The sequence below is a fragment of the Streptomyces sp. NPDC054770 genome (genome assembly GCF_053611985.1).
The window spans coordinates 81,678-104,844 of sequence record NZ_JBSHBL010000028.1; the positions used below are offsets into that span (position 1 = coordinate 81,678).

Below are 23,167 nucleotides of genomic sequence, written 5' to 3' on the forward strand. Positions count from 1 at the left end.
CCGGAGACATCTCCGGACGGCGTCCCTCTGAACTCGAAGATCGAAAGCAGGAATGGCTCCTCACGCGCGCCTCGACCACCGCAACCCGTTCGTGTTCGACACACACGAGCTGGGGCGGCGTCCCGGTGCCTTGCAGCGCCTGACCCGCATGATCGACGCTCCCGAGGACTTCGGTATCAAGGGAGTCATCGGAGTGCCGCAGGGCGCCCCGGTGGAGCTCGAACTCCGGCTTGAGTCGGTCATGGAAGGTGTGCTCGTCACAGGCACCGCCCGTGCACAGGCCGAGGGGGAGTGCGTAAGGTGTCTGGAGCCGCTCGGGCAGGAGCTCGAAGCGGACTTCCAGGAACTGTTCTCGTACCCTGACGCCGACGACCGGGGCCGCGTGATCGCGGAACCGGGCGACGACGCCGAGGACGACGAGGACAGGTTCTTCATCGAGGACGGCCTGTTCGACCTCGAACCCGTGCTGCGTGATGCGGTGGTGCTCGCACTGCCGATGCAGCCGGTGTGCCAGGACGACTGTCCGGGCCTGTGCTCCGAGTGCGGAGCCCGGCTCGCGGACGACCCGGACCACCACCATGATGCCGTCGACATCCGTTGGGCGGCTTTGCAGGGACTCGCCGGTCCCACCAGGGACGGCGAGAAGGACGAGATGAGCGGCGCTGACGCGGAAGCGGGCGTCGACGAGAAGCAGGAGAAGTAGCCGTGGCTGTTCCGAAGCGGAAGATGTCGCGCAGCAACACGCGCCACCGCCGGTCGCAGTGGAAGGCTGCGGTCCCCACCCTGGTTGCGTGCGAGCGCTGCCACGAGCCCAAGCTGCAGCACATCGCGTGCCCGTCTTGCGGCACCTACAACAAGCGCCAGGTCCTCGAAGTCTGAGCGGCCAGGTGAGAGGCACTGTGTCCAGTCCCAAGAAGGGCGAAGAGCCCAAGGCGGACCCAACCGCCAAGAAGAAGGCGGACAGCACGGCCTCGTCCCACACGCTTCTGGAAGGGCGGCTCGGCTACAAGCTCGAGTCCGCCCTTCTGGTGCGTGCGCTGACCCACCGTTCCTACGCGTACGAGAACGGCGGCCTGCCGACGAACGAGCGGCTGGAGTTCCTCGGTGACTCCGTCCTCGGCCTCGTCGTCACGGACACGCTGTACAACACCCACCCGGACCTGCCCGAGGGCCAGCTGGCCAAGCTCCGGGCCGCGGTGGTGAACTCGCGTGCGCTCGCGGAAGTGGGCCGCGGTCTCGACCTGGGCTCCTTCATCCGGCTCGGCCGTGGTGAAGAGGGCACGGGCGGCCGGGACAAGGCGTCCATCCTCGCCGACACCCTGGAAGCGGTGATCGGTGCGGTCTATCTCGACCAGGGCCTCGATTCGGCGTCCGAGCTGGTGCACCGGCTCTTCGACCCGCTGATCGAGAAGTCCTCGAACCTCGGAGCCGGCCTGGACTGGAAGACCAGTCTCCAGGAGCTCACCGCGACGGAGGGCCTCGGCGTGCCCGAGTACCTGGTCACGGAGACCGGCCCCGACCACGAGAAGACCTTCACTGCTGCCGCCCGCGTCGGAGGCGTCTCGTACGGCACCGGCACCGGCCGCAGCAAGAAGGAGGCGGAGCAGCAGGCCGCCGAGTCCGCCTGGCGCGCCATCCGCGCCGCGGCGGACGAACGCGCCGAGGCCGCGGCTGCCGAGCAGGCCGCCAAGGCCGAAGCCGAGGAGGACGACGGCCCGTCGTCGTCCGCCGCCTCCGCCTGACGAACAGCGCAGCCCGAGCGCCCGCCACCTTCCACGGAGGCGGGCGCTCGGATCGTCCACGGTCCTGCACGGGAGTCCCGATGCCTGAATTGCCCGAGGTCGAGGTCGTACGGCGCGGCCTGGAGCGGTGGGTCGCCCACCGGGTCGTGGCCGAGGCCGAGGTCCTGCACCCGCGTGCCGTACGCCGGCACCTGGCCGGCGCCGACGACTTCACCCACCGGCTCAAGGGCCACCGCGTCGGCACCCCGAGCCGGCGCGGCAAGTACCTGTGGCTGCCGCTGGAGGACACGAACCAGTCGATCCTCGCGCACCTCGGCATGAGCGGCCAGCTGCTGGTGCAGCCGCACGAGGCACCGGACGAGAAGCACCTGCGCATCCGCGTCCGGTTCGCCGACGGCCTGGGTACGGAACTCCGCTTCGTCGACCAACGCACCTTCGGCGGGCTGTCGTTGCACGACAACACCCTCGACGGGCTGCCGGACGTCATCGCGCACATCGCCCGCGACCCCCTCGACCCGATGTTCGACGACGAGGCCTTCCACGAGGCGCTGCGCCGGAAGCGGTCCACCATCAAGAGGGCGCTGCTCGACCAGTCGTTGATCAGCGGAGTCGGCAACATCTACGCGGACGAGGCCCTCTGGCGCGCCCGCATCCACTACGAGCGGCCGACCTCCGGCTTCACCCGGCCGCGCACCGCCGAACTCCTCGGCCACGTACGGGACGTGATGAACGCGGCCCTGTCGGTCGGCGGCACCAGCTTCGACAGCCTGTACGTCAACGTCAACGGCGAGTCGGGGTACTTCGACCGCTCGCTGGACGCGTACGGCAGGGAAGGGCTGCCCTGCCGGCGGTGCGGTACGCCGATGCGCAGGCGGCCCTGGATGAACCGGTCCAGCTACTTCTGCCCGAAGTGTCAGCCCATTCCCAAGAGCAGCAGAGCGCGTTTGCCCAGGTGAGACGCGGTTCTACTTCATTGGCGGCGTAGGTTCGACGTCGCCGGAGTCCAACTCCAATGAGGGCCCGCATCCTCAAGGACGGTGTCGAACAGGGCGGGGTACTTCCCGTCGCGGTCGCGGATCATGAACCGGGTCCGGCAGCCGGTGTCATCGAGGTCCATGACGAGGTTCCTGGCGGCCTGTGCCGCCCAGGAGGCGGTCGGGTGCGCCATCGTGCCCAGGATGCGGATGCGCCGGTCGGCGTGCCCGGTCACCGCGAACACGTACAGCCGCGCCCCGGACGGGGTGACCGCTTCGAAGAAGTCACATGCCGGCAGGGCATCGGCGTGGGAGCGCAGAGAGTCCGTCCAGGTGCTGGAAGCCCGCTCGGGTGCCGGGTCGATCCCCGCCTCCTTCAGGATCTCCCGCACCGTGGAGGCGGCCACCTGCACGCCCAGAACCAGCGGCTCGCCGTGGATGCGCCGGTAGCCCCAGCCGGGATTCTCCCGCGCCAGACGCAGCACAGTGTCCGGGCGCACCAGCAGCCGTGCCCGGCGCAGCACACCGCGCGGGAGCCGGTGCGGCAGCGCGGCCGGGAACACCCGGTCACTCGGGGTGAACCGCACCCGATCCCGGCCGAGCCGGCGTTCCAGCACCGTGATCTGATGACGCAGCGCGAGGATCTCCGCGTCCTTGTCCTGGTTGCTCACCGGCAGCAGCCGCAGCAGGGCGAACACGTTCGCCACACCCAGACAGGCAAGTCGAAGCAGCACGACAGATCATCCTGCCGGGGCACTCACCAGGTGCCCAGAGCACCCGCCCGAGCGCCCGCGCTCGACACCACCCGTACACCAGCCCCCACCAGGACGGATGAGTTTTTCGGCAGGTGCAAGGCCGAGGTCGCCGGCCTGCGTGGTCGGGGTCTTGCCGCGGTGCCCGTTGCCGTAGGCGGTGCGAGTCTCGGTGTGCTCGTTCCACTCGGCGCCGATCCGGGCCGCGGCCTCGGACTCGATCAGCTCCTGTAACATCCGCTCGGCCACGTTCCGCACGAGTTCGAGTCCGTCCGCCGAACGTAGTGGCTCCAGCAGGCGGAGTAAGCCGGACTGGGACAAGGCCACCGCGCACCTCCTGCGTTGAACTGCCCGTTCACCACGGAGAGTTGCACGGTGGCTGCCTCATGCGCAGGGAGCAGAAGCCTCTCGCGGGCGTGCGCCCCGGGAGCAAGCCCGCGCACACCTCACCCTTGATCGCCTACACCACACGGCGGGACGCCATCGGCCCTCTGGCCCGTGCCGTGCTCGACCTTCTCTCTGGCACCCACCTCATCCCCGCCATGGGCGGCGGCTTCGAGGTCGCGCGACAGGAACGCACGAAGGACACCTGCCGGAAACTTCGCAGACATCCATTGCCAGGTTCGGATGGTCGCCTCCTGATTCGGACAAGGCGGAGCGATGGCGGTTCATACGGTGGACACGAATCGGCGCTCAGGAGGCGTACATGAAGACTTATCGCGATGCGCGGACGGCTTTGATCGTGGGCGCGGGAGTGGCAGGTCTGACCGCAGGCATTTCTCTGGCTCGCTCGGGGTGGCAGGTCGAGATCGCCGAGATCAGCCCGGCCGCGGCGACGTCCGGGTGGGGGTTGTGTCTGACCGGGCCGTCGCTGCGCGCGCTGGACGAGATGGGGCTGGCCGACCTGTGCCGGGCCGAAGGCTACGGCATGAGTGCGATCACGCATGTGGACGTCGACGGTGTCGCAGTGGACGAGGTGCAACTGCCGCGTCTCATCGGTGCACGACGTCCTGCGATGGTCGGTATCGCGCGCCCGAAGCTGCACCAGATCCTGCACAGGGAGGCTGAGCGGTCGGGTGTCGTGCTCCATCGCGGGCTGACTGTCACGGCGGTGGACCAGGGGGACCCGGTCGGCGTGGAACTGTCGGACGGCTCGGTCCGGCATCCCGATGTCGTGGTGGGCGCGGACGGTATCCGCTCGTCGGTGAGGGGTCTGCTGGGCTTCGAGGCCTCGATCGAATACCACGGCCAGATGGTGTGGCGGGCCCTGGTGCCGCGCCCGGTGTGGGCCACGGGTGTCCATCAGTTCGCCGGCAAGGTGAACACGGCCGGGCTCGTGCCGATCTCGGGGAGCCAGGCGTACGTGTTCCTGACGGAGAACGGGGTGGAACCGAGCGTCATCCCCGACGCCGAACTCGCCCCGCGCCTGCATCAGTTGCTGGAGGTCTTCCCGGGCCGGGTGGAGGAGTTCCGCGCCCTGGTGTCCGCCTCGGAGTCGGTGGTACGCCGTCCGGTTCAGACGGTGTTCCTGGACGGTGCCTGGAACCGCGGGAACTGCGTTGTCATCGGTGACGCCGCACATGCGCCCGCGCCGCAGATGGCCAGCGGCGCGGCCTTGGCCATCGAGGACGGGCTGGTGCTGGCCCGGGAACTCGAGCGACACCAGTCGGTCGGCGCGGGGCTCAAGGCGTTCGTCGGTCGGCGCGCGCCGCGGTGCCGCACGCTTGTCCGGACCTCGGTGAAGATCGCCGACCTGGAGCAGGCGCAACGCCACCACGAGGCGTACCCGCTGGTCGACGCCTGCCATCGGCAGATGGCCGAGCCCGTGTGACCACCCGTGCAAACACCCGGGAGAGGGCGCACACGCGGCCCGCCGTCGGCACGACGCACAAGGAGAGACAGATGCCTGCCACAACTTCCCGAACCCTGCCCGAGGCCCAGCAGTGGCTGCGCGAACACCTCGAACAGCGCAAGAACCCGTTCAACGCCATCGGCCATGACGCCGCCGCGCGGCACATCGAGACGCTGCCGGGGCTCGATCCCGAAACGTGGGCGAGGCACTGGCTGGCGGGAGCCGAGGACTTCGCGGCGCGGGCGAGCAAGGCGGAGGAGAGCGGTGACCGCGAGGACGCCCTGGAGAACTGGTGGCAGGCCTACCAGTTCGCGTTCCTGGGCCGTTACCCCTCCCCGCTGCACCCGGCCAAGCTGGCCGCCTACCACCGGGCCGTGGAGTACTTCGGGAAGGTGTCCGCACTGGAGCACACCCGCGTCCGGCACGTCGAGGTGCCCTTCGAAGGCCGGGCCGGAGAGGGAGACGTGCTGCGCTTCTTCGTGGCACGCCCGCCTGGGGAAGTGACCCGGCCGCCGGTGGTCATGATGTGGGGCGGGATCGACGTGTGGAAAGAGGAGAGCTACGCGCGCGGCAGGCTGCTGCGCGAGCGAGGCTTCGCCACCCTGCACATCGACAAGCCCGGAGTGGGGCAGTCGCCGCTGCACGCCGGCCCTGACGCCGAGCGGCAGTGGGACCCGGTCTTCGCCTGGCTGCGCGATCAGGAGGACCTGGACGCGGACCGAGTGGCGGCTTTGGGGCTGTCGTTCGGGGGTTACTGGGCGATGAAGCTCGCACACACGCACCGTGACCAGCTGGCCGCGGCCGTCAACTGGGGAGGCGGCGTCCACCTGACGTTCCAGCCCGAGTGGCAGGAGCGCAGCCGCAAAGCCTCGTCCTATCTGATGGACCTCATGCCGGCCAGGGCGCGCATCTTCGGCGGCACGACCTTCGAGGACTACGTCGCCCGCTGCCCGGAGCTGTCCCTGCTCGACCAGGGCGTCCTGGACCTGCCTTCCTGCCCGCTGCTGATGGTCAACGGCAAGGACGACCTGCAGAACGCCTCCGCCGACATCCACCTCGCCCTGGAGCACGGAAGCCCCAAGACGGCCCGGATGTTCCCCGGCGGTCACATGGGAGAGGGGCCCGTGCTGCCCACTGTCGCCGACTGGCTGGCCGAACACCTCAGCTGACCCAGCTGGTCCACCCAGCTCATCCAGGGAGAACAACCATGAGCAACAGCAGCCTGATCACTCACCTGCGGCACGTCGATGTCGCCATGCCGAACTTCGCCGAGCAGCGCCAGTTCTACACCGAGCTGTGGGGACTGACCGAGACCGCGAGTGACAGCGGTGTCTCGTTCCTCGCAGCCGAGGGATCACCGGAACAGTACGTGGTACGGCTGCGCAAGGACGCGCAGAAGCGCACCGACCTCCTCGCGTTCGGTGCCGCCGACGCAGCCGATGTCGACGCCCTGGCCACGCAGCTGACCAGGCAGGGAGTGCGGCTGGTCCACGAACCGAAACTGCTGGACACCCCCGGGGGAGGCTACGCGGTCCGCTTCTTCGACAACGAGGGCCGCGTGGTGGAGGTCTCCGCCGATGTCACCCCGCGCCGCCACCGCAGGATCGAGGCCAGGGAGTCGATCCCGGTGCGCCTGTCCCACGTGCTGATGAACTCACCCACTCCCGAGGCCACCGTGGCCTGGTACATCAAGCACCTCGGCTTCCGGCTCTCGGACACCATGTGCGTCGGGGGTCGCGGCGAGATCATGTGGTTCCTGCGCTGCAACACCTTCCACCACAGCTTCGGCATCGTCCGCGGCCCGCACGCGGCCTTCCACCACGCGTCCTTCGAGATGCGCGGGGTGGACGAGTTCATGCGCGGCACGGGCCGGATGAAGCGCCAGGGCATCGAGCGACTGTGGGGCCCGGGACGCCACCGAGCCGGCGACAACTCCTTCAGCTACTTCCTCGACCGGGCCGGCAACACCGTCGAGTACACCACCGAGCTGGAGGTCATCGACGAGGACACCTGGCACCCGCACGTCTTCGACCTGAAGGATCCCGCCAACGCCGACCAATGGGGCACGGCGGACGAGATGAACGAGTTCATCGCCGCCAAGTCCCACAACGACATCGACCCCGCGCTGTTCGTCGCCCCGCCGATGTGACTGGCCCGCAGAGACAAGGAACCGCCCTCATGGAACGACTGCGGTCGCAGCTCGTCGGCAGCTGGACGTTGGCCGACTGGAAGGTCTTCACCCACGACGGCCCCGTCGATCCGCCACTCGGGCCGGCCGAACGCTGCTCCGGACTGCTCATCTACACCCCCGAAGGCACGATGAGCGCTCACCTGACGCTGACGGACCGACCGCGTTTCGCCGACGCCTCGCTCGACGGCGGCAGCCTCCGGGAAAAGGCTGACGCCTATGGCTCGATCATCTGCTACGCGGGCACCTGGGAGGTCGACGAGGCGGCACGTACGGTGGCCCACCACGTGACGATCGCGACCTTCCCCAACCTCGTGGGCTCGGACCTGACCCGTCTGTGCGTCTTCGAGGACGGCGACACCCTCAAGCTGGACACACCGCCCATGGTCATGGGAGGGGAGGCCCGCCCCAGCCACATACTCTGGCGGCGCCTGCAAAGCCTTCCGAGGAAGGACAGCTGATGCGCCGCGTCCGCCGGATCGTCACCGGACACACCGCGTCGGGACAGGCCGCCATCGTCGTGGACGCCGAGTGCCCCCACGTGCAGACCACCGCCGGCGCGCAGGTGGCCAACCTGTGGCTGCACGAGGGAACGCCGCGCAACGACGCCGCGTACACCGATCCGGTCGGCCCCGATGTTCCCCTGCCGCCCCCGCGCGGCGGAGGGGTGCTGCGGGTCGTCGAGTTCGGACCGCGGGAACAGGGCAGCGTTCCTTACCTGCACCGGACCGAATCGCTCGACTACGCCTTCGTCGTCACCGGTGAGATCGTCGCCGTCGTCGGTGAGGACGAGGCGGTGATGCGGCCGGGCGACGTACTGATCCAGCGTGGTACGACCCACGCCTGGGACAACCGGTCGGATGCTCCCTGCACCGTCCTGTTCGTCCTGCTGGACGCGGAACCGCTGGTCAGGCTCCCGCCGGGCAGTCCTCCGGTGGCACACTGACACTGGGCGCTGTCGGGGGTCACGGGACACAGGCACCGAGCAGGACCGAAGGGAGGCAAGACTGTGAGCACTCCGCTGCGCGGCTTCCGTATCACCAGATCCCAGAACCCCGTCGACCTGCTCAACGCTGCCACACGGCTGTTCGGCGGCTCGATCACCACCGCCCCTCTGGGCGGTCTGAGCAGCGGTGACCACGAACTGCGCGGCGTAGCCGCCCACGACTTCGCGGTCGGATACTTCGCCTCGCCACTCGACGTTCGCGTCGCTTCGGTACCTGGTCGTCGCGGCTCCTACTTCATCAACATCGGCGTTTCCGGTGAGATCGAGGCGTCCTGCGGCAGCCTGCGCGCGACGCTCGACAAGACCACCGGAGGAGTCGTCAACCCCGGCGACACCCAGGAGCTGCGGCCCCGCCGCACGCAGACGCGGTTTCTGGGGCTGAAGATCGACGCCGCCCTGGTCGACCAGGAGTTCGCCGCGCTGACCGGGCACACACCGGTGTCCACGGTGCGCTTCGACTTCGCTCTGGATCTCGCCAAACCCAAGGGCCGGGCGGTACGGCTGCTGGTCCGTTCCCTCGTGGAGCAACTGGACTCGGGAGACCCCCTGTTCCAGCGTGCGGACCTGCAGCGCAGCCAGTTGCGGTGCATCGTCACCGCCCTGCTGCTCGCTCAGCCGCACTCGCACACCCGCGAGCTACGGGACAGCCCTCAACCGGGCTACCCGCGCTCTTTGCGCGCAGCCCTCGCGTTCATCGAAACGCACCTGACCGAGCGCATCACTCTGGGTGACATCGCAGCCGCTGCCGACTGCAGTCCGCGGACCATCAGCTCCGCGTTCTGCGACCGGCTCGGCCTGTCCCCGATGAGCTACGTGCGCAACCTGCGGCTGGACCGGATCCGTGAGGACATCCTCACCTCCACCGACCAGGTCGGCACCATCGCCTACCGGTGGGGCGCATCCCACCTGGGCCGCTTCGCCGGCGAGTACCGCGACCGTTTCAACGAGCTGCCCTCCGACACCGCAGCCCGCCGGTAAACACCACCACTCGCCTGTATCCCTCGCGTACGGACACGGTCCGAGGCGTACGGGACGTGCACCAAGCTGCCCGTGACCGGGGGCCGGGGCGCCGCCCACACCCACCCACGGCCGGACGCAACAGCGCCGGCCTGCGCCTCCTCGCGCGCCACGCCACCAGTCACCCGCACCTCTCCAAGGAGACGACATGACCTCGCAGCCGGACACGCCCACGCGCTGGGACTTCGACATCATCCAGATCGGCTTCGGGCCCGTCGGCCAGACCATGGCCGCACTGCTCGGCCGGCGCGGCCACCAGGTCGGCGTCTTCGAGCGCTGGCCCACTGCCTACCCGCTGCCCCGTGCCGGCCACGTCGACCACGAGGTCATGCGCGTCCTGCAGGCAGTCGGCGCTGCTCACGAGTTCGAGCCGTACGCCATCCCCGTACCCGACTACGACTGGCTCAACGGCAACGGTGACGTTCTGCTGCACTTCGACTGGAACCAGCCCACGCCCTCGGGCTGGAAGTCCGACTACCTCATGTACCAGCCGGACCTTCAGGACGTACTGCTGGCGGCCGTCCAGCGCCGTCCCTCCGTCGAAGTGCACGGGGGATGGAACGCCACCCGGATCGAACACCACGACGACCACGTCGAAGTCACCCTCGCCCACGGTGCCGTCGTCGACGGCACCTGGAGACCCGACGGCCCCACCCGTACGGTCACCGCGGCATGGCTCATCGGGGCCGACGGCGCCAACTCCGTCGTCCGGCAGGCCGCCGGGGTGAGCTGGGACGACCTCGGATTCGAGGAGGACTGGCTCGTCGTCGACCTCGAACTCCACGATCCCGACATCCACATCGACATGCCCGAAGCGGGTCAGTACTGCGACCCCGACCGCCCCGTCTCCCTGTTCCGCCGGCTCGGCCGCGCGCACAGCCGCTGGGAGTTCATGCTCCTGCCGGGCGAGGACGCACACCACATGACAGAGGAAGCCCGCTGCTGGGAGTTGCTGGCCCGGTGGAAGATCACCCCGGCCGAGGCCACCATCATCCGCCGCACCGTCTACACGTTCCGCTCCCTGCTCGCCGATTCCTTCCGCCGCGACCGTACCCTGCTCATCGGTGACGCGGCGCACCTCATGCCGCCCTTCCTGGGGCAGGGCATGTGCTCGGGCATCAGGGACGCCGCGAACCTGGCATGGAAACTGGACCTCGTCCTGGCCGGACGGTTCGGCGACTCCCTCCTGGACACCTACACCCAGGAACGCCGGCCCCATGTGCACAGCGTCATCACCACGTCCATGGAACTCGGTCGCATCGTGTGCATCTCCGACCCCGAACAGGCTGCCGCCCGCGATCACGCCTTCCTCACCGGCGACGTTCCTCCGCCCCCGCCGTTCCCCGTGCTGACCGACGGGCTGCTCCACCGTGACGGTCGAGGCACGCCGGCCGGCCCGGCAGGCACCCTCGGTGTCCAGCCACGCGTCCACTGGCACGGTCGCACCGGCCTGTTCGACGACCTCGTCGGAAACGGCTGGACACTCATGACCGCCGTCCCGCCCGGCCGGCTGCCGCTCGACGACGACCAGCACGCCTTCCTGCGGACACTGGGCGCCCGCATCGTCCACGTCACTCGCGCCAGGATTCCCGGAGCCGTCATCGACATGGACGCCGACGCCACCCGCTGGCTCACCGAGAACAACGCCGACCTCGCCCTCGTGCGCCCGGACTTCTACGTCTTCGGCACCGCCCGCGCCGACCGGGCGGACGTACTCGTCGACTCCCTGCGCCACCAGATGCGACCGCACCTGCGGGAGGGGAGCCGCACATGACCACCGGCGAACCGTCCCGCAGCCGCACCACCCTCGCCTCCGCCGCCCTGCTCGCGGCCAACCAGGCCCACAAGCGCGCCATGCCGATGCAGCGCCTGCTGGGCAACGGCATGGAATGGGCCGACGCGGTGGAACTGCACGCACGTGCCGACCAGGGCGAAGCCTGGCAGCACGTCGCCATGGCCCTGGGCCGGCGCGACGCGGAGCGCGCCGACGCCGCCCTCGCGGCCGGACATCGTACGACCGCCCGCGCCTGGTATCTCGCTGCCGCGGCCTGCTACCGCTTCGGGCAGGTCCCGCTGCCCGACGGCGACCCGGACAAGAAGGTGCTGTACCGGCACCTCATCGAGGCATTCGGACACGCCGGCGCGTTGCACGACCCCCCGGTGGAACACGTGTCCATCCCCTGGGGCGATGGGCAGCTCTACGGGTGGCTGCTGCTGCCCTCTCACGAGACCGCACCCGCGACCGTGATCGTCGTCGGCGGCTTCGACGGGTGGCGCGAGGAGTACTACACCGGCGCGCTCCACCTGCTGGAGCGTGGCATGGCGGTACTGCTGGCCGACGCCCCCGGCCAGGGCGAGACCAGGCTCTTCGGCGGCCTGTCCCTGGCCGCCGACTTCACGAACGCCTTCTCAGCCATGGTCAGTTGGATCGTCGACGATGTCAGGCTCGGTGACCGCGTCGGTGTCTGGGGCAACAGCATGGGCGGATTCCTCGCGGCCTCCGCGGCGATCGCCGACCACCGTATCCAGGCCTGCTGCGTCAACGGCGGAACCGTCAGCCCCGTCGAGTTCCCGACCCGCTACCCGCGCATGGCGGAGAAGGCCCGGCTCCTGCTCGGCATCGCCGACACGGCCAAGGCACTGCGGTCCCTCGGCGAACTCGCGCTGGGCGAGGACGATCTGGCGCGGCTGGTATGTCCGCTGCTCGTCCTGCACGGCATCCCGGACAAGGTCTTCCTCGTGGAGAACGCCCACGCGCTGTTCACCGGCGCCGCCAGCAGGGACAAGACCTGGCTCGAGTGGGCCGACGGCGACCACTGCCTCTACAACCACTCCTTGGAGAAGCACACCACGGTCGCCGACTGGTTCGCCGACCGTCTTCTGCCGGCTCCTGCGGACCTGCCCACTGAGCGGGTGACTTCGATGCGGGACAGGGTCAGCGGCGGGTGACGAGTTCATCGGCGGTCTGCTGGGAGGTGTGGTGTTCGTGGATGAGACGCAGTGCCTCCTCCCGGTCACGGCGCTCCAGCGCGTCGACGAGGGACCGGTGCAATGCGTACCGCTGCGCGATGTACTCGCCGAGCGGTTGGTCACCAGTGGGCAGTACCGACAGGGTGTGGCTCTCGATCAGGTCGAGCAGGTGCGTGTAGAGCGAGCCGAGCAGGGTGTTCGGGCTGATCGAGGCGATGGCCGCGTGCAGGCGCCAGTTGGCGTGCACGAAGGCGACCGGGTCGGTGCCGTCGACGGCGTCCTTCATCTCGGTCACATGCTGGTGCAGGCCGGCGATGTCGGCCGGAGAGCCGTGCCAGAGCGCATCCTCGATCAGCAACGGGTCGAGAGCGTCGCGGATGCGGATGGCGTCGGCGACGCTGCTCGCCTGCGCGTCCAGCGCGAGGACGGAATTGCCGAGGCGGACCATGGGGGACTGCTCGGAGCTGAACAGCCCACCGCCGGGGCCGGGTTTGACCGTGACCAGGCCGCGGGCCTGCAGCAGGCGCAGCGCCTCGTTGAACGTGCCTACGGACACCTGGCAGAGCGTCCGCAGCTCCTCCTTGGTGCCGAGCCGGGTGCCGGCGGCCACGCCCTCGACCAGCTGCGTGACCCGTTCCGCAGCCCGCTCCGCGCGGCCCGATGCCGCCCGCTGGGGCGAGCCTGCGGGACGGTCCGGGGTGGCAGTCACGTCAACTCCTCGAGGTCACGATATTCATCGTGACGATTTTACGCGCTCTTCTTGACGCTGCGGCCAGGCGAGCGCAAATATCGAGATAATCATCATGCTGAATTCAGAGGGCTGGCAGAGGCACCGGCGCCACTCCGCGGCGCGGCCCCGGACGGCCGGCCCTCCGTTCCCTGCGGGAGACCCATCGTGCGTATCGCCAATCTCTCCGGCCGTCTGGTCCTCGTCGTCGACGGCATGGCCGTCGACGTCGAACGGGCCAGTGACGGCAGCTTCTCCGCCGACCCGCAGGCTGTCTACGAGCGGTGGGAGGTGTTCCGGAGCTGGGCCGCGGCTGCCGACCTGCCCAAGGGCGTGCCATTCGATCCGGCGGATCTGGGGTCCCCCGTCCCGGCCCCGCGGCAGATACTGGCGATCGGCCTGAACTATCGGGACCACGCCTCCGAGTCCGGATTCGCCGTGCCCGAAGGGCTGCCGCCGGTCTTCACCAAGTTCGTCACCAGCATGAGTGGCCCCGTCACCGAAGTGCGGCTGCCGGCCGGCGGCAACACCGACTGGGAGGTCGAACTGGTCGCCGTCATCGGCCGTCACGCCAAGGACGTGTCCGAGGAGAACGCATGGGACCACGTCGCCGGACTGGCGGTCGGTCAGGACATCTCCGAGCGTGTCTCCCAACTGGCGGGACCAGTACCCCAGTTCAGCCTGGGCAAGTCGTTCCCCGGCTTCACGCCCATAGGACCCTGGCTGGTCACACCCGACGAGTTCGACAACCCCGACGACCTCGAGCTGCGCTGTGCCGTCAACGGCGAGGAGGTCCAAAAGGGCCGTACCCGCGACCTGGTCTTCTCTGTCCCCGCCCTGATCAGCAAGCTGTCCGCCGTACTGCCGCTGCTGCCCGGCGACGTCATCTTCACCGGCACCCCGGCAGGCGTGGGCCTCGGACGCGACCCGCAGCGCTGGCTGTCCGCCGGTGACGAACTCGTCAGCGGCATCGAGGGCATCGGCGAACTGCGCCAGACCTTCGTCGCCTGAGTCGCCCGGACCCGACAGACAGAGAAGTCAAGGAGTCCACCGTGGCACTGCACCGTCTGACCTCCATCACCATGGGGGTCCCCAACGTCGCCGAAACCGGCGCCTACTACACCGACTTCGGCCTCACCCCGGACGGTGACGGCTGGTTCGCCAGCCTCGACGGCGGACGCCAACTGCGCATCGTCCACGCGCCGACCCGCCGCCTGGGCGGGGTGAATATAGGCGTCGACACCCCGGACGACCTGGCGGCGGCCGCCTCCCGGCTCAAGAGGCTCGGCGTCGAGTCCATCGTCGAGAAGGGAACGCTGACCGCGTACGACCGGGCGACCGCCGTGCGGGCAGTCCTGGAGGTCACCCCCAGGCTGGCCCAGGACCCGGTCGCGGCCACCGTCTACAACGGGCCCGGCCGCCCCGACCGCGCCGGCAGCCGTGCCGCCGGCGTCCTGCGCACCGGTCGCGTACGGCCCCGCAAGCTGGGTCACGCCGTCGTCGGCACCACCGACTTCGAGACCACCACCGCTTTCTTCCGTGACGGGCTCGGCTTCAAGGCGTCCGACCACATCAAGGATCACGGGGCCTTCCTGCGCTGTTCCACTGACCACCACAACATCATGGTCCTGGCCGCCCCGGTGGCCTTCCTGCACCACTCCTCCTGGCAGGTCGACGACATCGACGAGGTGGGCCGCGGAGCGTCCTCCATGCTGGAGGACCACCCCGAACGGCACGTCTGGGGTCTGGGCCGCCACCACGCCGGCTCGAACTTCTTCTGGTACCTGAAAGACCCGGCGGGCAACTTCAGCGAGTACTACTCCGACATGGACTGCATCGTCGACGACCAGCTGTGGACGCCGGAGGATCTGGAAGGCGCCAAGGGCCTGTTCAGCTGGGGCCCGCCGCCCCCGCCCTCATTCCTCGCACCCGAGGACCTCGCCGCCCTGATGACCGGTACGCACAGCGAGGCGCGGTAACGCCGCGAGCGGAAGTCCTTCGAGGGCGCGACGTCACCGCTCTGGCGCGCCGGCCCAACCCACGGCCTACTCCGCGCCGTCCGCTTTGACCACGAGACCGGCTGGATCTTCCAGGCCGCCGGAGTGCCGGAGGAAGTGCGCGTCACCGACTCCGTGATCGACTTCTAGGTCCTGTCGTCACATTCCCGTCGTCCGCCCGAAGGGCGGGCCCTGCGGCGTCAGGTGCGTGCTCCGGTGCGGCGAGTGGGGGCGCCTCCCATCCCGCCGGCGCCCGCTTCACCACGCCCCGCAGAAAATCTCCCAGCGGGGTCCCGCCCACACGGCCTCTCCCCATGCCTGCATGCGCCTGCGATACCCGCCGCGCGAGGGCATCAAGCCCGACGCCGCTGAGGCAACGCCTCACCACATCCGCCCAAAAGATCATTCCGGGACAGCCCTTATGCAGGGCCGTGTCCTCCTCACGGACTACGTGAGCCTGCCAGACAGGACCGAATCTCCTGAATCGGCAGTAGCCGCGACTGAGTGCCGAGCGACGATGCCGATGAGTTACCGCTCCCCGAAGGATGGCCCCATACACCCGCCTCGTCACAGACGGTGAATTGCCGCACGTCGCCCGTTGGCGATATCTAGACTGGAGAGCCTTCCTCGTGGCCACGTTTCTCTATCGACTGGGCCGAGTGTCGTTCCGCAAGCGGCACTGGTTCCTGTTGCTCTGGACGGCGATACTCGCCGTCGCCGTCTTCGGCGCGGCCAAAGCACCGGCCGCGCCCGAAGACTCCTTCAGCATTTCTGGTTCGGAATCCCAGAAGGCCTTCGACCTACTGGACGAGCGCTTCCCCGACAGCGGCAGCTCCGACGGGGCCACCGCCCGGCTCGTCTTCGTCGCCCCCGACGGGCAGAAGATCACCGCGGCCGACAACAAGGCGGCGATCGAACACACGGTGAGCGAACTCGCCGACGGCAGCCAGGTGCAGAGCGCCCTCGATCCCTTCACGACGCATGCCGTGAGCAAAGACGGCACCACCGCCTACGCCACCATCACCTACGAGACGTCGAACAGCGACCTCACCGACACCACGACCTCCGCGCTCAAGGAAGCCGCGCAGGACGCCCGTGACGCCGGCCTGACCGTGGAGATCGGCGGCGACGCGCTGTCGTCGATGGAAATGTCCGCCGCCACCGAGCTGATCGGTGTCGCCGCTGCGGCGATAGTCCTGCTGATCACCTTCGGGTCCCTCGTGGCGGCGGGCCTGCCGCTGATCACCGCGTTGCTCGGCATCGGTACGGCGGTCGCCGCCATCACGGCGCTCGCCAGCACCATCGGCTTCTCGTCCACGACCACCGCGCTGGCGCTGATGCTCGGACTCGCCGTGGGCATCGACTACGCCCTGTTCATCCTTTCCCGCTACCGGGCCGAACGGGCGGAGGGCCGGGATCCGGAGGAGGCCGTCGGGCGGGCCGTCGGCACGGCGGGTTCCGCGGTGGTGTTCGCCGGCCTCACCGTGATCATCGCCCTCGTCGGCCTGTCTGTCGTCGGCCTCTCGATACTCACCAAGATGGGTCTGGCCGCAGCGTTCACGGTCCTGATCGCGGTGCTGATCGCCCTGACGCTGCTGCCCGCGCTGATCGGCTTCGCCCCGAGGGCCGTGTTGTCCCGATCCGCGCGCAAGAAGGGCAAGAAGGGCAAGAAGGTCAGGTCGGCCGAGACTCCTGCGCACGAGGCCCACCCGCACGAGAAGCCGGGCCTGGGCACACGCTGGGCTCGCTTCGTGATCCGCCGGCCACTGCTCGTGCTCCTGTTCGGGGTGGCGGCTCTGGGTACCTGCGCGGTGCCGGCGCTCGATCTCGAACTGGGCAATCCGGGCGACGAGTCGAAGTCCACGTCGACCACCGAGCGCCGCGCCTACGACGCCTTGTCCGACGCCTTCGGTCCCGGCTTCAACGGTCCGCTGACCGTTGTGGTGGACGCCAGGGGATCCGGCGATCCCAAGGCCGCTGCCACCACCATCGCCGACGATCTCAAGGCGACGGACGGCGTGGTCAGCGTGACGCGGCCCATGTTCAACAAGGCGGGCGACACCGTCATGCTCACGGTCACCCCGTCGACCGCTCCCAGCAGCACCGAGACCAAGGATCTCGTCCACACCATCAGGGGCGAGGCCGACGGCATCAAGGCCGCCACCGGCGCGGACATGCTGGTCAGCGGTAACACCGCCGTCAACATCGACATGGCCGACAAGGTCACCAGCGCGATCCTGCCCTACCTCGCGGTGGTCGTCGGTCTGGCCTTCCTGCTCCTGATGGTGGTCTTCCGCTCGATCCTCGTTCCGCTGAAGGCAGCGCTCGGCTTCCTGCTGTCGGTGTGCGCGGCGTTCGGCGTGATCGTGGCGGTCTTCCAGTGGGGCTGGCTGGCCGACCTGCTCGGCGTCGAGACGGTGGGGCCGATCTCCAGCATGCTGCCGGTCTTCCTGATCGGCGTGGTCTTCGGCCTGGCCATGGACTACGAGGTCTTCCTCGTCACGCGCATGCGCGAGGCGTATGTCCACGGAGAGCGGCCCGGACAGGCGATCGTCACCGGGTTCCGGCACAGCGGCAAGGTCGTCGTGGCCGCGGCCGTGATCATGATCTCGGTCTTCGCCGGGTTCGTCGGGATGAGCGAATCGATGATCAAGATGATGGGGCTCGGCCTCGCCTCCGCTGTCTTCTTCGACGCGTTCCTCGTCCGCATGGCCATCGTCCCGGCCCTGCTCGCGCTGCTCGGGGACAAGGCCTGGTGGCTGCCGCGCTGGCTGCAGAAGGTCCTGCCGAACGTGGACGTCGAGGGTGAGAAGCTGAACCGGACCCTCGAGCCCGCACGGACCTCCGGGATCGATGAGGCCGAGCACGAACCGAGCCGCGTCTGACCGACTGCTCCCGTACGGAGCGGTAGGCCACCCCCGGCAGGGGGCCTACCGCTCCGCTTGGGGTGACGACCAGCATCGAGGATGCTGGTGAGACAGAGCAAAAGGGACACGGCGGAGATACCCATCATGATCATTGACTGGCGGAACACCTCCCGCCGGTACCAACGTGCGGTGGACTGTGCCCTGGCCCTGGGCACCTTCGCCCTGGGGGCCATCGGGATCACTGTTCCCCCCGAGGGCCCGGCGACCCCGAGCGTGCCCGATACGTTCGTGGTGGTGATCAGCGCCGTAGGGGCGGCGTCCCTGTTCCTGCACCGCGATCGCCCGCGGCTGACAACGGGGCTCACCACGATGTGTGCGTTGGTTCTGGCGCTCGCGGGTGTCCAGCTCAACCCCCTGCTCCAGGCGCCGTGTCTGGCGTCGCTCTTTCTCCTCGCGCTCCGCACCGATCGGCGCACGGGCCGTATCGGAGCAGTCGCGGCCACGATGATCTTGCTCGCGGCTTCGCCGGCCCACGACCTGGAAGTCCCCTGGGGGGTCTTCACCATCGGGCTGATCTCGTGGACGCTGCTGCCCGGGGCCGTCGGAGACGCGATGCGCAGCAACGCGGAGTACCTCGCCGCCGCCGAGGCCCGGGCCACACTCGCCGAGCACACACGGGAGGAGGAGGCCCTGCGCCGTGTCAGCGAGGAACGCATGCGGATGGCCCGTGAGCTCCACGACGTGGTCGCCCATCACATCGCGCTCGCCGCCACACAGGCCCGTGCGGTCACGTACCTCATGCGTCACCACCCGGAGCGCGCGCCGGAGATGCTGGAGAACCTGTGCGACTCCACCGACGAAGCGCTGGGAGAAATCCGAGCAACCGTCGGCCTGCTGCGCCAGCGCAGTGACACCGACTCTTCGCGGGACCCGGCTCCCGGACTCGCTCAGTTTCCGGACCTGCTGGGTTCCTTCGAACGTGCGGGTCTGAGTGTGGAGGTCACCACGGAGGGGGAGAGGCAGCCGTTGTCGCCCGGTGTGGATCTGACGGCCTACCGGATCATCCAGGAAGCGCTGACCAACGTCACCAAGCACGCGGGTACCGCCAGCGCCCGAGTGCAGCTCGCGTACACCCGGAGCTGGGTGACGATCACCGTCGTCGACGACGGCCGACCCGACGTCCCGGCATCCCGTCCTGGTCGTGTGCCCGGCTACGGGCTGATCGGCATGCGGGAACGCGCACAGTCCGTGGGCGGCTGGCTGCAGGCCGGACCCAGGGCGGAGGGCGGCTTCAGCGTCACCATCGGACTGCCGATGCACAGTACGGCACAGCATCCGGCCCACGAGGAGGGAGCACACCGGTGACCATCCGCGTACTGCTCGCCGACGACCAGGCACTCATCGTCGGGACGTTCCGCATGCTGATCGATCTGAGCCAGGACTTCGACGTCGTGGGAGCCGCCGCCAATGGCAGAGAGGCCGTCGACCTGGCCCGCGCCACGCGCCCTGACGTCGTCGTGATGGACATCCGTATGCCGGTCCTCGACGGGCTCGCGGCAACGGCCGAGATTGCGGCGGACGATACGTTGCGCGACACGAAGGTACTCGTGCTCACCACGTTCGAGACCGACGAGTACGTCGCCGAGGCCATCCGCGCGGGAGCATCCGGGTTCCTCGGCAAAGGCATCGGACCAGAGGAACTCCTCGCGGGCATAAGGACGGTGGCCGGCGGGGACGCACTCCTGTCGCCCACCGCCACTCGGGCGCTGATCTCCCGCTTCCTGGCCGCTCCCGAGGCCGGCAGGCCCGCTGCGCAGAGCGCGGATGCACTTCCCGAACTCACCGCGCGCGAGCGGGAAGTGGTCGCCGAGATAGCGGGCGGCCTGTCCAACGACGAAATCGCGGAGAAGCTCTACGTGAGCCCGCTGACCGTCCGCAGCCACGTCCAGCGCGCCTTCACGAAGCTCCACGTGCGGGACCGGGCCCAACTCGTGGTACGGGCCTACCAGTCCGGCCTGGTCCGGGCCTCGCGCGAGTAGAGCGGGAGCGAGCGGGCCCCGAACGGCGTGTTCCCGCCTGCCGGGAGTTGGCGGCGCTCCTGAAGGCGTCGATCACCCGGCGCGATCTCCGCCCCGATGACGCGATATTCGTTCTCGACGACGGGCGACCGCTGACCGCCCCGGTCTACCGGAAGATCTGGCGGCAGGCGCAGGCGGCGGTTCTGGAAGCGCACGAGGTCGACTCGTCGCTCGGCAGGAATATCTCTGCTCTGCGCGACACGTGCATCGCGGCGTGGCTGAAGAACGGTGACCAGACCGCGGCGCACATCCTCACGGTGGCCGAGTGCGCCGGAATGAGCGCTCCTCGCCTTACCGAACGCTCCGCGCACTGCCTACACCACCACGCGGGACGCCATCCCTGCGGGACAACCCCAGCGGTCGTACGTGGCCGCCGAAACCGCCGCGGCCGGAAGGCGAGGAGGACGGCCCGACGGAGGACTGAACCAGAAGGGGCGGTACGCAGACCCGTACCGCCCCTGAGTGGTCGGAGGCCAATACCGCCGATGGCCGCCTGCCGTCAAAGTCCTGTCGAAGCCTTCCGGTCCGTCGAACCCGTCAGGTTAGGCTGACGCGTCGGGGCTGCCTGGTCCATCGGGCCGTCTGGAGCTGCCTGACCTGTCACGTCCATCAGAGCTGCCGACTCATCAGGCTCATCAGAGATACCCGACCCATCACTTCCGTCCGGCCGGAGCGAGCTGGTCCACCGACACCACGTCTAGCGGCGCGGCCGATGTCCGCGGGCCACCGATCCGATTGTTCGGCAGATACAGCTTGTTCTTCCATGCGGCGACCGTCGTCGGGACATCGAAGCGCGAGTCGGTGATCCGCCCGATCTTCTTGCCCTTGGTGCCGACGTCGTTCACCAGGAACACGTCGATCAGGTTCTGCATCGGCTGAGTGATGTACACGATCCGGCCGACAAGCAACACGCCGTCTCCGCCGGGGAGTTTGGCATCGCCGAGGTCCACGACGGTTGTCGCTCCCGTACGGGGATCCATCCGAATCAGGCAGCCTCCGTCCAGGTAGTTGTTCGCCATGAGCAGCGCGCTGCCGTCGGGGGTACGGCAGATGCCGTTGGCGGTGCGGGCGGGACCCTGCACCCAGTCGCCGGTGAGCGGCACGGTGGTCATCGCTCCGGGCTTGCCGTGTTTACCCAGGGCGAGCCGGAAGACCTGCGCATTGAGAGAGTCAGTGAACCAGGCGGCGTCCGGGGTGACGGCCACGTCGTTCACGAAGCCGCCGACTTCGTACACGTTCTCGATCTCACCCGTGCGGGCGTCGACCGTACGGATTTCACCACTGTCGATGCCGCAGAGGAAGAGCCGCCGTTCGTACCGGTCCATGTGCACGCCCGCGGTGCCGTGGCCGGCACCCAGGCCCCTACTGAGCACGGAGCCTTGCCCGGTGATGAGGCTCGCCCGGTAGATGTCGCCATTGACGAGAGAACTGATGTACGCGTGCGGGCGCGATCCGATGCAGATACCCTCCGGCATGAAGCCGTCGGGCAGCTGGAATCCGGTCAGCTGGCGTGATCCGTCCGCGTGCGCCGTGGCCGTCTGGACCGTACCGCCCAGAAGGGCCGCGCCTCCCAGTGCGGCGGCCGAGGAGAGCAGGCTTCGACGGGTGACTGAGGGGGACATGGAGCGTCCTTACGTGAGGGGCGACATGCGTCCGGCCGAATGGTGACTGCATCCACTCTTCGCGAGCAGGGCCCTGGTCGGCATCGTGTCTGTGCACGCAATGCGTTCTACTGCCAGTGCAGTAGACGGCCATGGGCCACAGGCCGCTCGCGACGTCTGGGGGACTTCAGAGCCTCCGCCGATCCCGGAGCGGTTCAGTCAAGCGGAGGAGCTTGTGCGTGCCGCCAGTGGATGGATCGATCTGATCGACGCTGCCGAGCGTCAAGGTTGCTGCAGGCGGACCCTTCTAAAACGCATCAGAAACGGAATGCTGCCTGTCGTCAGCAAAGAGGTCATCGGCAGGAACGGTCGCCGCGTCACTAAGATCATGATGAAGGTCGCAGATCTTGAGGCTGCGTTTTTTCGTCCGGACCCTAAGATCCACATCGACGCGATCGAGGCTTCCGCCCCTCCGCTGGCAGAAGGGCAGAAAGCGCGTATTGCTGTGGCCCTTCGAGCTGGAAGCCGAAGGCGTACCGAAGCTGGTCGCGCTTTGACGTAGAGCAGCAGAGCCCGCTGACGAGCCTTCGACACGACCTGGTGGGGATCGCAGTGGTGAGCACGCGGCAACCGGCCTGACCCAGCTCGACGGTGAGATCAACGGATTCGCCACAGGTGTACGACCACGTTGTCCTCATCCAGGCGCCTGATTGCGGCGCCACGGGCCACCAGCATCGCTGTCAGCGGGCTAGCGTCGGCGCACAGTCAGTAATGCCCGGGATGAACGTCAATTACTTTCGTAGTCCGGGTACTTCGACCGCTCGCTGGACGCCTACGGCAGGGAAGGGCTGCCCTGCCGGCGGTGCGGTACGCCGATGCGCAGGCGGCCCTGGATGAACCGGTCCAGCTACTTCTGCCCGAAGTGTCAGCGGGCGCCGCGCGTCTCGTCGTAACGCCCGCGGGCGGCCAGCACCTCGTCCATCCGGCTCTCCACGAAGTGCACGACGGCCAGCAGGCGTTCGGCGACCTCGCGGCCGAGCGGGGTGAGTTCGTAGTCGACGCGCGGGGGGTTGGTCGGCTGCGCCTCGCGGTGCACCAGACCGTCGCGCTCCAGCGCCTGGAGCGTCTGGGAGAGCATCTTCTCGCTGACGCCGTCCACGCGCCGGCGCAGCTCGTTGAACCGGAACGATCCCTCGTGCAGTGCGCTCAGCGTCAGCCCGCCCCAGCGGCCCATGACGTGCTCAAGGGTGGTGCGGGAGGGACAGGCCCGGGCGAAGGCGTCGTACGGAGGCTGCGGCTCCGCGACGCTGTCCTGGGTGATGGTCATACGTCAAGCGTACGGGAGCGCAGCGCTAACCGACAGGGTGCGCTAACCGATGGTTAGCGCTCGCGTGCC

General features: G+C 68.8%; 21 protein-coding genes and 3 pseudogenes. 19 read left to right on the forward strand and 5 right to left on the reverse strand.

Features of this window, described 5'->3' with window-relative positions; translation table 11 throughout:
* The first annotated feature begins 52 nt into the window (after positions 1-52).
* The 4 genes from ACWGKQ_RS24185 to mutM all read left to right on the forward strand — a co-directional run bounded on the left by ACWGKQ_RS24185 (position 53) and on the right by mutM (position 2,698).
* Positions 53-703: a YceD family protein gene (locus tag ACWGKQ_RS24185; protein ID WP_453294011.1), complete on the forward strand. Its 651-nt coding sequence runs from the start codon at positions 53-55 to the stop codon at positions 701-703.
* Positions 704-705: 2 nt separating this feature from the next.
* Positions 706-879: a 50S ribosomal protein L32 gene (rpmF, locus tag ACWGKQ_RS24190; RefSeq protein ID WP_007493396.1), complete on the forward strand. Its 174-nt coding sequence runs from the start codon at positions 706-708 to the stop codon at positions 877-879.
* Between the two features lie 8 nt (positions 880-887).
* Positions 888-1,742 (forward strand): ribonuclease III, encoded by an 855-nt coding sequence (gene rnc, locus ACWGKQ_RS24195; protein WP_453294012.1) that lies wholly within the window; start codon positions 888-890, stop codon positions 1,740-1,742.
* 80 nt (positions 1,743-1,822) lie between these two features.
* On the forward strand, positions 1,823-2,698 hold the full coding sequence (gene mutM, locus ACWGKQ_RS24200) for a bifunctional DNA-formamidopyrimidine glycosylase/DNA-(apurinic or apyrimidinic site) lyase (protein WP_453294013.1): 876 nt from the start codon (positions 1,823-1,825) through the stop codon (positions 2,696-2,698).
* Between the two features lie 62 nt (positions 2,699-2,760).
* On the opposite strand, the pseudogene ACWGKQ_RS24205 reads toward mutM, so the two are convergent.
* A pseudogene (locus tag ACWGKQ_RS24205) lies at positions 2,761-3,450 on the reverse strand (integrase); the annotation flags it as partial.
* Between the two features lie 114 nt (positions 3,451-3,564).
* Positions 3,565-3,795 (reverse strand): annotated as a pseudogene (locus ACWGKQ_RS24210) (transposase); the annotation flags it as partial.
* A gap of 379 nt (positions 3,796-4,174) precedes the next feature.
* Here ACWGKQ_RS24210 and ACWGKQ_RS24215 point away from each other — a divergent pair.
* The 8 genes from ACWGKQ_RS24215 to ACWGKQ_RS24250 all read left to right on the forward strand — a co-directional run bounded on the left by ACWGKQ_RS24215 (position 4,175) and on the right by ACWGKQ_RS24250 (position 12,480).
* A complete protein-coding gene (locus tag ACWGKQ_RS24215; protein ID WP_453294014.1) occupies positions 4,175-5,299 on the forward strand; it encodes an FAD-dependent monooxygenase in 1,125 nt (374 codons plus the stop codon).
* A 71-nt stretch (positions 5,300-5,370) separates the two neighbouring features.
* Positions 5,371-6,489 (forward strand): alpha/beta hydrolase family protein, encoded by a 1,119-nt coding sequence (locus ACWGKQ_RS24220; protein WP_453294015.1) that lies wholly within the window; start codon positions 5,371-5,373, stop codon positions 6,487-6,489.
* A 38-nt stretch (positions 6,490-6,527) separates the two neighbouring features.
* Complete coding sequence (locus tag ACWGKQ_RS24225; protein ID WP_453294016.1) at positions 6,528-7,469, forward strand: VOC family protein; 942 nt, start codon at positions 6,528-6,530, stop codon at positions 7,467-7,469.
* A gap of 29 nt (positions 7,470-7,498) precedes the next feature.
* Positions 7,499-7,969: a lipocalin-like domain-containing protein gene (locus ACWGKQ_RS24230; protein ID WP_453294017.1), complete on the forward strand. Its 471-nt coding sequence runs from the start codon at positions 7,499-7,501 to the stop codon at positions 7,967-7,969.
* The gene (locus ACWGKQ_RS24235; protein WP_453294018.1) at positions 7,969-8,454 is read left to right on the forward strand and encodes a cupin domain-containing protein; all 486 of its coding nucleotides are present in this window, start codon (positions 7,969-7,971) and stop codon (positions 8,452-8,454) included. The genes ACWGKQ_RS24230 and ACWGKQ_RS24235 overlap by 1 nt, the downstream gene beginning before the upstream one ends.
* 63 nt (positions 8,455-8,517) lie before the next feature.
* Positions 8,518-9,492 carry an AraC family transcriptional regulator gene (locus tag ACWGKQ_RS24240; RefSeq protein ID WP_453294019.1) on the forward strand — a complete coding sequence of 325 codons (975 nt, stop codon included), beginning with the start codon at positions 8,518-8,520 and terminating at the stop codon, positions 9,490-9,492.
* A 187-nt stretch (positions 9,493-9,679) separates the two neighbouring features.
* Positions 9,680-11,305 carry a bifunctional 3-(3-hydroxy-phenyl)propionate/3-hydroxycinnamic acid hydroxylase MhpA gene (gene mhpA / locus ACWGKQ_RS24245; protein WP_453294020.1) on the forward strand — a complete coding sequence of 542 codons (1,626 nt, stop codon included), beginning with the start codon at positions 9,680-9,682 and terminating at the stop codon, positions 11,303-11,305.
* On the forward strand, positions 11,302-12,480 hold the full coding sequence (locus ACWGKQ_RS24250; RefSeq protein ID WP_453294021.1) for an alpha/beta hydrolase family protein: 1,179 nt from the start codon (positions 11,302-11,304) through the stop codon (positions 12,478-12,480). The genes mhpA and ACWGKQ_RS24250 overlap by 4 nt, the downstream gene beginning before the upstream one ends.
* On the opposite strand, the gene ACWGKQ_RS24255 is transcribed toward ACWGKQ_RS24250, so the two are convergent.
* On the reverse strand, positions 12,467-13,210 hold the full coding sequence (locus tag ACWGKQ_RS24255) for a FadR/GntR family transcriptional regulator (protein WP_453294022.1): 744 nt from the start codon (positions 13,208-13,210) through the stop codon (positions 12,467-12,469). The two genes, ACWGKQ_RS24250 and ACWGKQ_RS24255, sit on opposite strands and share 14 nt — an antisense overlap.
* Before the next feature lie 186 nt (positions 13,211-13,396).
* Between ACWGKQ_RS24255 and ACWGKQ_RS24260 the strand changes: the two genes are divergently transcribed.
* The 5 genes from ACWGKQ_RS24260 (at position 13,397) to ACWGKQ_RS24280 (ending at position 20,131) form a co-directional block, all read left to right on the forward strand.
* Positions 13,397-14,239: a fumarylacetoacetate hydrolase family protein gene (locus ACWGKQ_RS24260; RefSeq protein WP_453294023.1), complete on the forward strand. Its 843-nt coding sequence runs from the start codon at positions 13,397-13,399 to the stop codon at positions 14,237-14,239.
* A gap of 41 nt (positions 14,240-14,280) precedes the next feature.
* On the forward strand, positions 14,281-15,207 hold the full coding sequence (locus ACWGKQ_RS24265; protein ID WP_453294024.1) for a VOC family protein: 927 nt from the start codon (positions 14,281-14,283) through the stop codon (positions 15,205-15,207).
* A 647-nt stretch (positions 15,208-15,854) separates the two neighbouring features.
* Positions 15,855-18,110 carry an MMPL family transporter gene (locus ACWGKQ_RS24270; protein WP_453294025.1) on the forward strand — a complete coding sequence of 752 codons (2,256 nt, stop codon included), beginning with the start codon at positions 15,855-15,857 and terminating at the stop codon, positions 18,108-18,110.
* A 126-nt stretch (positions 18,111-18,236) separates the two neighbouring features.
* Positions 18,237-19,457 carry a sensor histidine kinase gene (locus ACWGKQ_RS24275; protein WP_453294026.1) on the forward strand — a complete coding sequence of 407 codons (1,221 nt, stop codon included), beginning with the start codon at positions 18,237-18,239 and terminating at the stop codon, positions 19,455-19,457.
* Positions 19,454-20,131: a response regulator transcription factor gene (locus ACWGKQ_RS24280; RefSeq protein ID WP_453294027.1), complete on the forward strand. Its 678-nt coding sequence runs from the start codon at positions 19,454-19,456 to the stop codon at positions 20,129-20,131. Before ACWGKQ_RS24275 ends, ACWGKQ_RS24280 begins: the two co-directional genes overlap by 4 nt.
* Positions 20,132-20,823: 692 nt before the next feature.
* On the opposite strand, the gene ACWGKQ_RS24285 is transcribed toward ACWGKQ_RS24280, so the two are convergent.
* Positions 20,824-21,792, reverse strand: coding sequence for a superoxide dismutase (locus ACWGKQ_RS24285; RefSeq protein ID WP_453294028.1), 969 nt, complete (start codon positions 21,790-21,792; stop codon positions 20,824-20,826).
* 214 nt (positions 21,793-22,006) lie between these two features.
* On the opposite strand from ACWGKQ_RS24285, the gene ACWGKQ_RS24290 reads away from it, so the two are divergent.
* A complete protein-coding gene (locus ACWGKQ_RS24290; protein WP_453294029.1) occupies positions 22,007-22,333 on the forward strand; it encodes a hypothetical protein in 327 nt (108 codons plus the stop codon).
* Between the two features lie 241 nt (positions 22,334-22,574).
* Positions 22,575-22,724 (forward strand): annotated as a pseudogene (locus tag ACWGKQ_RS24295) (bifunctional DNA-formamidopyrimidine glycosylase/DNA-(apurinic or apyrimidinic site) lyase); the annotation flags it as partial.
* Here ACWGKQ_RS24295 and ACWGKQ_RS24300 read toward each other — a convergent pair.
* Positions 22,697-23,098 (reverse strand): winged helix-turn-helix transcriptional regulator, encoded by a 402-nt coding sequence (locus ACWGKQ_RS24300; RefSeq protein WP_453294030.1) that lies wholly within the window; start codon positions 23,096-23,098, stop codon positions 22,697-22,699. The pseudogene ACWGKQ_RS24295 and the gene ACWGKQ_RS24300 sit on opposite strands and share 28 nt — an antisense overlap.
* Positions 23,099-23,167: the final 69 nt, after the last annotated feature.